The organism is Microbulbifer marinus (genome assembly GCF_900107725.1).
GTDB lineage: Bacteria > Pseudomonadota > Gammaproteobacteria > Pseudomonadales > Cellvibrionaceae > Microbulbifer > Microbulbifer marinus.
Map to the genome: position 1 here is coordinate 59,168 of NZ_FNQO01000006.1, position 12,978 is coordinate 72,145.

Here is a 12,978-nt window from a genome sequence, read left to right on the forward strand (position 1 = left end):
CAGTTTCTGCGCGACGGCCACCAAGCGGCAACCGGTGTATTTTTATCCAGCAGCATACAACAGACGCCGCCGGTTAGTAAGCGCTTCCCGCCTCCAGGCCACGCGCGCGCAGCAACCACCACAGCAGCGCCCACAGCAGCACCACGGCAAACCCCAGTGCCGCCACTCCGCCGGCGCCAGCGAGGCCGAACAGGTAGCCGCCCAGACTGCCGCCGAAGAAGGCGCCGAGGAACTGCAGGGTCGCATAGAGCCCGGTGGCGGCACCGCGGGCCTCTGCCGGCGCGGTGCGGGTCAGCTGCGCCGGCAGCAACGCCTCGAGCAGGTTGAAGGCGACAAAGAATACCGCCAGCAATGCCACCAGTGCGAAGCCGCTGCCGACGGGCAGCAGCGTGACACTGCCGGCGGCGAGACCGATCAGTGCCAGCCCCATCGCCAGCGGCACCCGCCCGCTGCGCTCGGCGATGCGCATCAGTGGCAGCATCACCAGGAAGGTACCGAGCATCAGCGGACCGTACAGTTTCCAGTGCTGCTCCGCGGGCAGGCCGAGCTTCGCCACCACTGCCAGCGGCAGCGGGACGAACAATGCCGTCAGCAGCAGGTGTGAAAAGAACACACCACTGACCAGCTGCCAGGTCTCCCCGCTGCGCAGCAGCGCGCGAAACCCACCGCGATAGACCGCCGAGCTGGCATCTGCCTGCGGCGTCGGCACCAGGCGCCAGACCAGCACCATGCCCAGCAAGGCCAGTACCATGGTCAGCCAGAAAATGGCCGACAGGCCGCCGATGCCTGCCAGCAGCGGCCCCAGCATCACCGCCAGCATAAAGGCCACGCCAATGGCGGCGCCGATGATCGCCATGGCGATACCGCGCTTCTCGGTGCGGGTCAGATCCGCCACCAGCGCCATGGTCGCCGCGGCGATGGCGCCGCAGCCCTGCAGTACACGGCCGACGATCAGCCCGTAGACGGAGTCGGTCTGCGCCGCCACCAGGCTGCCCAGGGCGAACACCGCGAGCCCCGCGTAGATCACCGGTTTGCGCCCCCAGCGATCCGACAGCATGCCGAGCGGGATCTGCAGCAGCGCCTGGCTCAGGCCATAGGCTCCCAGCGCCAGCCCCAGCAGCGCCGGGGTGCTGCCGCGATAGTCGGTGCCGTATACCGACAGGACCGGCAGCACCATAAACAGGCCGAGCATGCGAAATACATACAGGGAAGCCAGGCCCGTGAGGGCGCGGCGCTCAGTGGAATTCATGCACATCCTGGGACAGCGTTAAACAGGGCGCGCATTGTACAGCGGTCGGCAGTCGAGCTGTAGGGCCGAGCGCCATCCGCGCCCGGGCTCAGCTGCGCCCGTAGTCGTCGTCGAAGCGAATTATGTCGTCCTCGCCCAGGTAGCTGCCGGACTGCACCTCGATAAGCTCCAGCGGTATGGTGCCCGGATTTTCCAGGCGGTGGGTCACCCCCAGGGGGATGTAGGTGGATTGGTTTTCGGTGACCAGCAGTTCCTCGTCACCGCGGGTCACCTTGGCGGTGCCGCGCACCACTACCCAGTGCTCGGCGCGGTGGTGATGCATCTGCAGGGACAGCTGCTTGCCCGGCTTGACGACGATGCGCTTGACCTGGAAGCGCGGCCCGGCATCGATGGAGTCGTAGTAGCCCCAGGGGCGGTAGACCTTGCGGTGGCGCTGGGCTTCGCTGCGCTCGGAGTGCTTCAGCCGCTGCACCAGCTTCTTGACCTCCTGTACCCGCTGCTTGTCCGCGATCAGCACCGCGTCGTCGGTGTCCACCACCACCAGGTCGCGCACCCCGAGCAGGCCCACCAGGCGGTTATCGGCCCGCACCAGGCAGCCCTCGCTGTCCTCAGCCAGCACGTCGCCGTGCAGCAGGTTGTCGTCGCCATCCCGCTCCGCCAGCTCCCACAGCGCCGACCAGGAGCCCACGTCGCTCCAGCCGGCATCCATCGGCACCACGGCGGCGGACTCGGTGTTCTCCATGACCGCGTAATCCACCGATTCGTCGGCGCAGGCGGCGAAAGCGTCGGCGTCCATGCGGGTGAAATCCAGGTCTCGCGCCGCGCCGGCATAGGCGTTGCGGCAAGCGTCGAGAATATCCGCGCGGTGATGGCCCAGCTCTTCGATATAGCGCGACGCGCGGAACAGGAACATGCCGCTGTTCCAGGAATAGTCGCCGCTGGCCAGATAGGACTCGGCGGTAACCGCGTCCGGCTTCTCGACAAACTGCGCCACCTTCCAGCTGCCCTCTTCCAGCTGCTCGCCGCGGCGGATGTAGCCGTAGCCGGTCTCGGCGCGGGTGGGCACTATGCCAAAGGTCACCAGGTTGCCCTGGGCCGCCAGGTCGGCGGCCCTTGTCACGGCCGCCCGGAAGGCCGCCACATCGGCAACCGCGTGGTCGGCCGGCAGCACCAGCAACAGCGGGTCTTCGCCACCCTCCAGCGCCGCCAGGGCAGCCAGCGCGATCGCCGGCGCCGTGTTGCGCGCGCAGGGCTCCAGCAGGATCGACTGGGCCGCCCGGCCTATCTCCTGCAGCTGCTCGGCGGCGGCAAAGCGGTGCTCCTCGTTACAGACCAGGATCGGCGCCTGCAGCTGCGCGAGCCCGTCGAGGCGCAACGCGGTGGCCTGCAGCATCGTCTCGCTGCCGGCCAGGGGCAGGAACTGTTTCGGGTAGGCTTCGCGCGACAGCGGCCACAGACGGGAGCCGGTGCCACCACACAGGATGACTGGAATCATGGATCGAAGGTTAGTTGTTAAATTTCTGCGGGGCCGAATTTTGGCACATGAGTCAGCGAGATTATACTTGCCTGTTTTCCCGGCCAAAGTATAGGAAGAGCGTGGACACGATTTACGTAAGGGGTGCGCGCACCCACAACCTGAAGAATATCGATCTGGATATTCCCCGCGACAAGCTGATCGTGATCACCGGCCTGTCCGGTTCCGGCAAGTCCTCGCTGGCGTTCGACACCCTCTACGCCGAGGGGCAGCGGCGCTACGTGGAATCCCTGTCCACCTACGCGCGCCAGTTCCTGTCGATGATGGAGAAGCCGGACGTGGATACCGTGGAGGGGCTGTCGCCGGCCATCTCGATCGAGCAGAAGTCCACGTCCCACAACCCGCGCTCAACAGTCGGCACCATCACCGAGATATACGACTACCTGCGTCTGCTGTTCGCCCGCGTCGGCGAACCGCGCTGCCCGGACCACGCCGAACCGCTGCAGGCGCAGACCGTCAGCCAGATGGTGGACCAGGTGCTGGCCCTGCCGGAGGGTACCAAGCTGATGCTGCTGGCGCCGGTGGTGCGCGACCGCAAGGGCGAACACCTGCACGTGTTCGAACAGCTGCGCCGCGACGGCTTCGTGCGTGCGCGCATCGACGGCGTCGTCTGCGACCTGGACGACACCCCCAAACTGGACAAGCGCAAGAAACACACCGTCGAGGTGGTGGTGGACCGCTTCAAGGTGCGCGAGGACCTGCAGCTACGCCTGGCGGAATCCTTCGAGACGGCATTGAACCTGACCGACGGTATCGCCTCCATCAGCTTTATGGAGGGCAAGCAGGAAGACCGCCTGTTCTCCGCCCGCCACGCCTGCCCGGTATGTGATTACTCACTGGACGAGCTGGAACCGCGCCTGTTCTCGTTCAACAACCCCGCCGGCGCCTGCCCGAGCTGCGACGGCCTCGGCGTCAAGCAGTTCTTCGACGAGGAAAAAGTCATCCTCGATCCGGACAGCAGCATCTCCGAAGGCGCTATCCGTGGCTGGGACAGGCGCAACATCTACTACTACCACATGCTCGACTCGCTGGCCGAGCACTACGGTTTCGACCTGGACAAGCCGTGGAAGAAGCTGGCGAAAAAACATCGCGAGGTGATACTGCACGGCAGCGGCGACGAAGTGATCGACTTCAGCTACGTCAACGACCGCGGTGACGTTACCGTCCGCCGGCATACCTTTGAGGGCATCATTCCCAACTTCCAGCGCCGGTATCGGGACACCGAGTCCCAGTCGGTGCGCGAGGAGCTGGCCAAGTACCTGAGCACGCAGAAGTGCCCCGACTGCCACGGCACCCGCCTGCGCCGCGAGGCGCGCCACGTATTCGTGGACGACCGCACCCTGGCACAGATCACCGAACTGCCGGTGGGCGACGCCTTTGAATATTTCGCCCACCAGCTGACGTTTACCGGCGCCCAGAAAGAAATCGCCGACAAGATCCTCAAGGAGCTGCGCGACCGCTTCCGCTTCCTGGTGGATGTGGGGCTGAACTACCTGACCCTGAATCGCAGCGCGGAGACCCTGTCCGGCGGCGAAGCCCAGCGTATCCGCCTCGCCAGCCAGATCGGCGCCGGCCTGGTCGGCGTCATGTATATTCTCGACGAGCCGTCTATCGGCCTGCACCAGCGCGACAACGAACGGCTGCTCGCCACCCTGACCCACCTACGGGATATCGGCAACACGGTGATCGTGGTCGAGCACGACGAAGACGCGATCCGCAGCGCCGACTTTATTGTCGATATCGGTCCGGGCGCCGGCGTGCACGGCGGTGAGGTGGTCGCCGCCGGCAGCCACGACGAGATCGCCGCTTGCGAGCGCTCGCTAACCGGCCAGTATCTGTCGGGCAAGAAGCAGATCGCGATACCCGAGGCGCGCAATCCGGCCGGCGACGAACTCCTGCGCATCGAGGGGGCCACCGGCAACAACCTGCAGAATGTCGACCTGGAAATTCCGGTGGGCCTGTTCACCTGCGTCACCGGCGTTTCCGGTTCCGGCAAGTCGACGCTGATCAACACCACCCTGTACCCGCTCGCGGCGACGGCGCTGAACAAGGCGACCACCCTGAAGGCCTCCCCCTACAAGGCGGTGCACGGGCTGGACCATTTCGACAAGTGCGTCGACATCGACCAGAGCCCGATCGGCCGCACGCCGCGCTCCAATCCCGCGACTTACACCGGCATCTTCACGCCGATCCGCGAGCTGTTTGCCGGCACCCAAGAGGCGCGCTCGCGCGGTTACAAACCCGGCCGCTTCAGTTTCAACGTCAAGGGCGGCCGCTGTGAGGCCTGTCAGGGCGACGGGGTGATCAAGGTGGAGATGCACTTCCTGCCGGATATCTATGTCCCCTGTGACACCTGCAAGGGCAAGCGCTATAACCGCGAGACCCTGGAAGTGCATTACAAGGGCAAGAATATCCACGAAGTGCTGGAGATGACCGTCGAGGACGCGCGCGAGTTTTTCGACCCGGTGCCGGCCATCGCCAAGAAACTGCAGACACTGATGGATGTGGGCTTGTCGTATATCAAGCTGGGCCAGGCGGCGACGACGCTGTCCGGCGGTGAGGCACAACGGGTCAAGCTGTCGCGCGAGCTGTCCAAGCGCGACACCGGCAAGACGCTGTATATTCTCGACGAACCCACCACCGGCCTGCACTTCGCCGATATCCAGCTGCTGCTCGATGTGCTGCACCGGCTGCGCGACCACGGCAACACCATCGTCGTGATTGAGCACAACCTGGACGTCATCAAGACGGCCGACTGGATCGTGGATCTCGGACCGGAGGGAGGCTCCGGCGGCGGACAGATCATCGCCACCGGCACGCCGGAACAGGTCGCCAGGATCAAGGCCTCCCACACCGGCAGGTTCCTGAAACCGATGCTGTCCGCCAACAAGGCGTAGACGCGCTCCGACAATACAACGGGCGAGCCTCTGGCTCGCCTTTTTTGTACCTACCTGCCGACAGTGGCAGCCGCTGTGGCCGTTGGTATTTACCGAGCGCTGTGATTAACTCCCCTCACCGCAAGCGCAAATACCGACAATAACTACAATGAGAATCGGCAAGTACCTGAATATAGGGCCGGCCACCATGGTGGCGGCCGCATTTATCGGCCCCGGCACCGTCGTCACCGCCAGTCTCGCCGGTGCCCGCTTCGGCTACGCACTGTTGTGGGCATTACTGTTCGCAATAATCGCGAGCATGATTTTGCAGGAAATGACGGCGCGTCTCGGTGTCGTTACCCGACAGGGGCTCGGCGAAAACATTCGCCAGACCTTTCGCCAGCCACTGGCCCGCGCGCTGGCCATCTTGCTGGTGGTCAGCGCGATCGTGATCGGCAACGCCGCTTACCAGAGCGGCAATATCGCCGGTGCCAGCATGGGGTTGCATGCACTGACGTCGGCCATCGGCAAGCCCGCCCTGCCGTTCAACCCCTGGCCACTCGTTATTGCGGCGATCGCGTTCGCCCTGTTGTGGCGAGGCGAATACCGGGTGATAGAGGGCGCCCTGGTGTCACTGGTCGCACTGATGAGCCTGGCCTTCCTGGCCACACTGGCAATTACCAGACCCGATCTGTCTGCCCTGTTTAACGGATTGCTGCGCCCATCCATCCCCTCCGGTGCGACACTGACGGTCGTTGCTCTTATCGGCACCACGGTCGTGCCCTACAACCTGTTTCTGCACAGTTCGAGCGCCGCTAAAAAGTGGCAGCGGCCCGACTGTCTGCCGCAGGCGCGCAGAGACATTTATATTTCCATCCCGCTGGGAGGACTGATCTCCATTGCCATCGTTTCCACTGCCGCCTCCGCATTCTTTGGTCGGCAGTTCGCGCTGACCGGAGCCGGAGATATAGCGGCCTCCTTGCAGCCGCTGTTCGGCAGCAGTGCGCAGTACTTTATGGGCATCGGCCTTTTCGCCGCGGGAATATCCTCGGCCCTGACTGCGCCACTCGCGGCAGCCTATGCACTGAGCGGTATACTGAATTTGCAGGCAGAGATGAGGTCGGTCGGATTCCGCCTGGTTTGGCTGGCCATCCTCGTTATCGGCACACTGGTCGCCACCCTGGACATGAAACCAGTACAACTCATCTGGTTTGCACAGATTGCCAATGGTCTGTTACTGCCGGTAGTGACCGGATTTCTGCTGTGGGAAATGAATTCACAGCGGCTGGGCGAGTACCGGAACTCCCGGCTACAGAATCTCCTCGGGCTGCTGGTGCTGTTGATAACACTGCTGCTTGGCGGCCGCAGCCTTATGTCGGCTTTTGGTTGGTTATAAATGCAAACGATAGATATCAATTGCGATCTCGGCGAGGGCAAGACAAGCGCGGACTGCCGGAAAGACGCGCAGATAATGCCGTATATTTCCCGCTGCAATATTGCCTGCGGCGGCCACGCCGGCGACCTGAACACCATGCAGCTATCGATCGCCAACGCGCGGGAAAACCAGCTCGCTATCGGCGCCCATCCCGGCTACCCCGATCGGGAACATTTTGGACGCCGGACACTGCAGATGGAGACTGGCCAGCTGCTCGACGCCGTCGCCGAACAGATAAACCGGTTACAGCGAGTCGCCCGGGCCGCCGATTTGCGACTGGAGCATGTGAAGCTCCACGGCGCTCTCTACAACGACGCCGAGAGCAGCACGGAGCTGGCCGAAAGTATTACTGATTTTATTATCGAAGAATTTCCCCAGCTGAAAATTATGGGGCTCGCCAATGCGGCAATGGAGGCCGCGGCCAAGCGGCACAACCATCCATTTATCCGCGAAGGCTTTATGGACCGGCGCTACCTCAACGATCACCAGCTCGCGCCTCGCTCGATGGATAACTCGGTAATTACAGAATTGGCTCCCTGCCTGGAGCAGGCGCTGTGCCTGGCCAAAGGGCGGGTCTTTCAGTCTGTGTCCGGTGAACCTCTACAATTTTCTGTCGACAGCATCTGCCTGCACGGGGACAACCCGATTGCGCCAACCATTGCCAGGCAGCTACTAGAGCACTTCCACCGGCACCATCTGGAAGTCCGCCCATGAAGCCTTCGTTCACGATTGCTGCCAATGGCGACAGTGCATTGGATATCCGTTTTGACGCTGTACCCAGCGAGGATCTCAGCCGACGGATTATCGCACTCGAGCAGGCAATCGAAGCGCGCGACTGGAACTGCATACAGGATCTGATCCCGGCCTACCAATGCCTGACCATATGTTTCGACCCCCTGGGTTGCGACCGCGCCGAGCTGATCAGTGATGTAGAGGCACTGGCGCAGAAGCTGCTAACTGGACAGCCAAAGCTGGCCAAACCGTCCCGCCTGATTCGCATACCAGTCTGCTATGAAGCGGAGTTTGCACCGGATATGCCGAGGGTCAGCGAATACACCGGCCTGTCTGCGGAGGAGATCATCAGTAGACACTGTGCCCCACATTACCTGGTACATATGCTGGGCTTCTCTCCCGGTTTCTTGTACCTCGGTGGATTGGACCCGGCCTTGCACTGCCCTCGCAAGGAGACACCCGCGGTCAGTGTTCCCGCCGGCGCTGTGGGGATTGGCGGCAGCCAGACCGGTATCTATCCGCAAGCCACACCGGGCGGCTGGCAGATTATCGGCCGCACGCCGCTGCAGTTATTCCGGCCACAGTGCCAACTACCCTTTGTCGCAGAGCCGCTGGACAGGGTCGAGTTCTACCCCATCGACAGGAAGCAGTTCGAGCAGTCAGAACCGAACACGCTGGAGGTGATACCACTGGAGCCAGCGCAGTGAGCATGCACTTTATCAAGGCCGGCATGCAGACCAGCATTCAGGATCTCGGCCGCACGGGCCTGATGCGCTACGGCATCTCACGGGGCGGTGCCGCCGACCCAATGGCGATGCGCCTGGCCAATCTGTTGCTGGGCAACCCTGCGGACACCCCGGTACTGGAGGTCACACTTGCAGGCCCCGCGATAGAATTTCAGTGCGATATAGCCATCGCGATTGTCGGTGCCGAATTCGAACTGACACTGAATGAAGAGAAGGTTGAAGGTAATGAGGTCCTGCAAGTCAAACGCGGGGATACCTTAGCCTTCGGCCGGCTGCTTAGCGGCACTCGGGCCTATATCGCCTTTTCGGGAACAATGGACCTGCCGAGAATTTTCGACAGCTGCGGCACCAACCTGCTCGGCGGATTTGGCGGCCTGGACGGCAGAGCCATCCAGAAAGGCGACACAATCGGGTTTACGGAGCTTCGTACCGCCGTCACACGCCGCCTGCCGGCAGCCTTCCGGCTCAGATATAGCGGCCACCCGCAACTGCGGGTCGTCACCGGTGCCGAGGAGCACCTCTTCGGCAAAGAGACGGCAAGCAATTTCTATAGCCAGGCCTACCAGGTGCTACCCCAGAGCAATCGCATGGGCGTCCGCCTGACCGGTGACACGCTCAGTACAGAACAAATACCGCAGCAGGTTTCCTCCGGGCTCTGCCCCGGCACCATACAGATTCCACCGGATGGACTGCCGATTATCTCCTTCGTTGAAGGACAGACCATCGGCGGCTATCCGCGCATTGCGCATGTCATCAGTGCGGATCTGCATACGCTCGGACAGCTAAAGGCAAATGACCGGGTCAGCTTCCTAAAAGTCACTCTGGAACAGGCGCGGGAAGTGCTCGCGGGAAAATTTCAGTTACTCGACAAGGTACGGGCGCACCTCGATTCATGAAGGCGGAACTGCAATATGAACGCGCCATCAAGTTGAGCCAGCACCGAGTCGATCTGCACCTCTCTCCCTGAATCACCCATTACTGTTCCAGCGGATCAATCAAGACGATTGGGGCGGTAACGGCGCGAGAGGTTGTTGATCAGTGCCTTGCGCTCGAAATACACCTCGCGCAATTCTTCCCGGACAAAAAGCTCGGCCTGATCGGCAAAATGCGGTGACCTGTCATCGAGCGTTGCGGAGCCGAAATTGTGCACGGCCCGCGAAGATACCCTACCGTCACTATCCCATTCCACCAGCATAATAAAGCTATCGCCGGCCTTGTTCGTGAACTTGCCGTTGTCATTCAGGGGGCCGCCGTACACCGCGCGCAACGTATCCGGACCGCCATTCAAGGGCCAGCTATGCTCGCCGCGCACATGACGATTGATCTCGCCGTAGGGCACTGCCGTGCTGCCATAGAATTCGTGCAAGCGATCCACGGCGCTCTTAAATGCCCGATCAATCTCATCGAAGTCGGGCAGCGCACGGCGGGCTCGCTGCACCGGTTCCAGCGTCATGACGGCCAGCGCAGCGGAAGTATTTTGTTGGTCGGTGGAGAGGTCCCACGTCGAAAACTGCTGTAAGGCCGCCTGATATTTTCTATCCTGCAGCGCCGCGGGCTTGGCGGCGGCCAACCACCTGCGCAAGGTGCGCACCTGATAGGAATCCGGATGGTAGGCGTTGTCGTACTTGAGGCGCACGAAGTCCTCCGGGGAAATCGCTTCCTGTGCGCCGTAGAGGGCCTCAATCTGCAAAGCACGGTTGGTGACCACGCTTTCGACGCCCATGGACTGCGGGAAATCTTCCGCCCAAGCATCATCGTCGCCATCTGTAGCCTGAAAAGGCGGATTATTGGCGTTGTAGACAAGACCGCTGTCGGGGTTCAGGGTTTTCGGCATCCACTGGAAATCCAGGTAGTCGCGCCAGATCAATTCCGACCGGTCACCGGGCAGATATTTTTGCCAATCCCACCCATCAACCCGCAGCGGGAACATGGCATTGTAGTAGTGCCCGATATTGCCTTCTCTATCGGCGTAAACGTAATTAATACTGGGCATGGCCTGCATTTTCAGGGCCGCCTCAAATTCTACTTTGCTGGTGGCCTTGTTTAGCGCCAGCATAAAATCGAGCGTACGCACCTCGCCCATGCCCGCCCAGCGCACCGCATAAGTACCATGCTCGGTTCGCAAGGCCGGGCCGTGCTCGGCGATCAGGACGTCTCGCTTGACGGTCCAGTGTAGCGGCCCCCACAGCTTGACCGTGATCGTCGCCTGACGCTTTTCCAACGCATGCCATTCGCCGTCGAGCAGGTACTGATCGGGGTTTTCGGGATGGATCTCAAGTTTGTAGATATCGACCAGATCGGGCTTGTTGACGGTATTGGCCCAACCTAGGTGCTCGTTGTGACCATGGATGATGACCGGTGCACCGGGGAAAGTTGCACCAGCCATATTCCAGCCTTCAAGCGAATGAACGCGTGCCTCATACCAGGCCACCGGTCCGCTGAGCGGCTGGTGAGAATTCACCAGCAACCGTGTCGCACCATCGCTGGAGCGGTGCGGCGCCACGGCGATTCCCTGGCTGCCGACAGGGAGCGACTGGCGGGGTAGCCAGGCCAGGGGACTGTCACCGGCCTTGGCAACCTCGTGGGGCGCTTCGTTATCTAGTAACTCTCCGAGGACCTTGTCGAAGCCGTAAAACATCGGTGTCTTGAAGGTAAAGCCAGCGACGAGGTCTTCTCCTCTGACCGGTAACAGATAACGAGAGACTTGCTGTGGGTGATGCGCGGCGTACAGATTCAGTCCGGCCGCATAAGCTTCGGCGACCGCACGGGCCTTTTCTGACAGCTGCTGGTAACCGCTCGCAATCGCCGGCCATATGCCCATCCACTGCACCAGATAATCGGTCTTGGCTGCCGCAGGGCCTTTTTCTGCGGCAAGCTGGCCACGGGTGGCGAGAATCACGTCCTGGATCGTGGCAAAATCGTCCTCAGCGTGGGCATAGGCGAGGCCGAAGGCGGCGTCGGCATCCGTCTCGCCGTAGATATGCGGCACGCCCCAGTTATCGCGCAATATCTCGACACTAAAATCCGTCGCCTCGGCCACATAATTCCGTTCCGAGAGCTGGACCTCGATAGCCGGCGGCAGGTGCAGATACCCAACCAGCACTGCCAGTAAACCCACGGCCACCAGGCCGGCAGACAATCTCTTTATCATTCTCATAGGCTCTTTGGGCTTTATTGTGCTTATTTATCCGAGTGTCCACGAGCGACTGCACCCGGTAAAGTCCGCGGAGGACATCTGGCCAGCAAGAATCAAAGCATATTTAGTGTCGGAGGCACGCACTACTGCGGCGGATTTTGGAAGAGAGGGGAGAAAGCAGTGAGATGCAAACCTGTATGCGAACCCCGGCTGCCACGGCCGTGGGCCACTCCCGAACGGCGCAACCATCTGTCGCTGAGCGCCCCGGAACACAGCACCGGATTTGATCGGGCAGATTTCGACAATTGACAGAAGGCTGGTGTCTGAATCAGTACGAGCATCATATAAGCAGAGATTCAACTCAAGGCGACGGTCAGACCGGATGAAACGGTGAGACAAACGCCGCAATGTGGAACACCTGCGAATAGAGCGAGTGCGCGTGGCGCACCGGAAACTACTTAGACCCAGTTGAGCTTCTGCTCGTCTTCCGTCTTGTCGGCGCAGGGCGTCTTCTTCGGCGGCACGTAGCCCACCTGGGACTCTGCCGGCAGGTTGCGTCTCTCCCAGTTGGCGACGGCTTCGCCACAGAGACTGCGCTGCTCGTCAGTCAGGGCGACACCGTTCGGCCATTTGCCCAACTCAATGGCGCGCTTGAGACTGCCGATGATCTGCGGGTTGAGGTTGTTCAGTAGCTGTTCGAACGACATCCGTTATGACCTCGCTAAAGAAGCTCAAAAAAAAGGCCGGTCACAGACCGGCCTTCCTTAGCGCTCAGTAATCGCCAGCTTACGCTTCGGCGACTTCTGCCGCATCTTCGTCAACCTGCGGGCGATCAACCAGCTCAACGTAGGCCATCGGGGCCTTGTCGCCGGCACGGAAACCGCACTTCAGGATGCGAATGTAACCACCAGGACGCGCTTCGTAACGCGGACCCAGCTCGTCAAACAGCTTCTTCACTGCATCCTTATCACGGATACGTGCGAAAGCCAGACGACGGTTGGCAACACTGTCTTTCTTGGCCAGGGTAATCAGCGGCTCGGCAACGCGACGCAGCTCCTTGGCCTTCGGCAGTGTGGTTTTGATCAGTTCGTGCTCCACCAGAGAAGCGGTCATGTTCTTGAACATGGCCTTGCGGTGAGCGCTGGTACGGCTGAATTTACGGCCACTATAGCGATGACGCATGACTCAATTCCTTACGACGTTAACTGCTGTCTCAGCAAGTCGTTCTGGAGCGGTGTCGCGCAAAGCCGTGGCACCGCTCGGGTTCTTT

General features: G+C 61.6%; 10 protein-coding genes. 5 read left to right on the top strand and 5 right to left on the bottom strand.

Annotated elements, in window-relative coordinates:
* Positions 1–73: 73 nt before the first annotated feature.
* Positions 74–1,249, bottom strand: a complete 1,176-nt coding sequence (locus BLW36_RS16420) for an MFS transporter (RefSeq protein WP_091391165.1) — start codon at positions 1,247–1,249, stop codon at positions 74–76.
* 88 nt (positions 1,250–1,337) lie between these two features.
* Positions 1,338–2,744, bottom strand: coding sequence for a mannose-1-phosphate guanylyltransferase/mannose-6-phosphate isomerase (locus BLW36_RS16425; protein ID WP_091391166.1), 1,407 nt, complete (start codon positions 2,742–2,744; stop codon positions 1,338–1,340).
* A 101-nt stretch (positions 2,745–2,845) separates the two neighbouring features.
* Here BLW36_RS16425 and uvrA point away from each other — a divergent pair, with 101 nt between their 5' ends.
* The 5 genes from uvrA (at position 2,846) to BLW36_RS16450 (ending at position 9,468) form a co-directional block, all read left to right on the top strand.
* Positions 2,846–5,680 (top strand): excinuclease ABC subunit UvrA, encoded by a 2,835-nt coding sequence (gene uvrA / locus BLW36_RS16430; RefSeq protein WP_091391167.1) that lies wholly within the window; start codon positions 2,846–2,848, stop codon positions 5,678–5,680.
* A 148-nt stretch (positions 5,681–5,828) separates the two neighbouring features.
* Entirely contained in the window at positions 5,829–7,055 is a 1,227-nt protein-coding gene (locus BLW36_RS16435; RefSeq protein ID WP_091391168.1) for an Nramp family divalent metal transporter, read from the top strand.
* The gene (gene pxpA, locus BLW36_RS16440; RefSeq protein ID WP_091391169.1) at positions 7,056–7,808 is read left to right on the top strand and encodes a 5-oxoprolinase subunit PxpA; all 753 of its coding nucleotides are present in this window, start codon (positions 7,056–7,058) and stop codon (positions 7,806–7,808) included. It begins immediately after the preceding gene.
* Positions 7,805–8,533 carry a 5-oxoprolinase subunit PxpB gene (gene pxpB / locus BLW36_RS16445; protein ID WP_091391170.1) on the top strand — a complete coding sequence of 243 codons (729 nt, stop codon included), beginning with the start codon at positions 7,805–7,807 and terminating at the stop codon, positions 8,531–8,533. The genes pxpA and pxpB overlap by 4 nt, the downstream gene beginning before the upstream one ends.
* Positions 8,534–8,535: 2 nt before the next feature.
* Positions 8,536–9,468: a 5-oxoprolinase subunit C family protein gene (locus BLW36_RS16450; protein WP_091391171.1), complete on the top strand. Its 933-nt coding sequence runs from the start codon at positions 8,536–8,538 to the stop codon at positions 9,466–9,468.
* 95 nt (positions 9,469–9,563) lie between these two features.
* Here BLW36_RS16450 and BLW36_RS16455 read toward each other — a convergent pair whose 3' ends face one another.
* The 3 genes from BLW36_RS16455 to rplQ all read right to left on the bottom strand — a co-directional run bounded on the left by BLW36_RS16455 (position 9,564) and on the right by rplQ (position 12,890).
* Positions 9,564–11,723, bottom strand: a complete 2,160-nt coding sequence (locus BLW36_RS16455; RefSeq protein WP_244506305.1) for an acylase — start codon at positions 11,721–11,723, stop codon at positions 9,564–9,566.
* Positions 11,724–12,166: 443 nt separating this feature from the next.
* Positions 12,167–12,415, bottom strand: coding sequence for a YeaC family protein (locus tag BLW36_RS16460; RefSeq protein WP_091391172.1), 249 nt, complete (start codon positions 12,413–12,415; stop codon positions 12,167–12,169).
* Between the two features lie 79 nt (positions 12,416–12,494).
* Positions 12,495–12,890: a 50S ribosomal protein L17 gene (gene rplQ / locus BLW36_RS16465; protein WP_091391173.1), complete on the bottom strand. Its 396-nt coding sequence runs from the start codon at positions 12,888–12,890 to the stop codon at positions 12,495–12,497.
* Between the last annotated feature and the right edge of the window lie 88 nt (positions 12,891–12,978).

What these genes read in the sequence shown, in the direction of transcription:
- BLW36_RS16420 (WP_091391165.1), bottom strand. Translation starts at nt 1,249, where the DNA reads ATGAATTCCACTGAGCGCCGCGCCCTCACGGGCCTGGCTTCCCTGTAT.
- BLW36_RS16425 (WP_091391166.1), bottom strand. Translation starts at nt 2,744, where the DNA reads ATGATTCCAGTCATCCTGTGTGGTGGCACCGGCTCCCGTCTGTGGCCG.
- BLW36_RS16435 (WP_091391168.1), top strand. Translation starts at nt 5,829, where the DNA reads ATGAGAATCGGCAAGTACCTGAATATAGGGCCGGCCACCATGGTGGCG.
- pxpA (WP_091391169.1), top strand. Translation starts at nt 7,056, where the DNA reads ATGCAAACGATAGATATCAATTGCGATCTCGGCGAGGGCAAGACAAGC.
- pxpB (WP_091391170.1), top strand. Translation starts at nt 7,805, where the DNA reads ATGAAGCCTTCGTTCACGATTGCTGCCAATGGCGACAGTGCATTGGAT.
- BLW36_RS16450 (WP_091391171.1), top strand. Translation starts at nt 8,536, where the DNA reads ATGCACTTTATCAAGGCCGGCATGCAGACCAGCATTCAGGATCTCGGC.
- BLW36_RS16455 (WP_244506305.1), bottom strand. Translation starts at nt 11,723, where the DNA reads ATGATAAAGAGATTGTCTGCCGGCCTGGTGGCCGTGGGTTTACTGGCA.
- BLW36_RS16460 (WP_091391172.1), bottom strand. Translation starts at nt 12,415, where the DNA reads ATGTCGTTCGAACAGCTACTGAACAACCTCAACCCGCAGATCATCGGC.
- rplQ (WP_091391173.1), bottom strand. Translation starts at nt 12,890, where the DNA reads ATGCGTCATCGCTATAGTGGCCGTAAATTCAGCCGTACCAGCGCTCAC.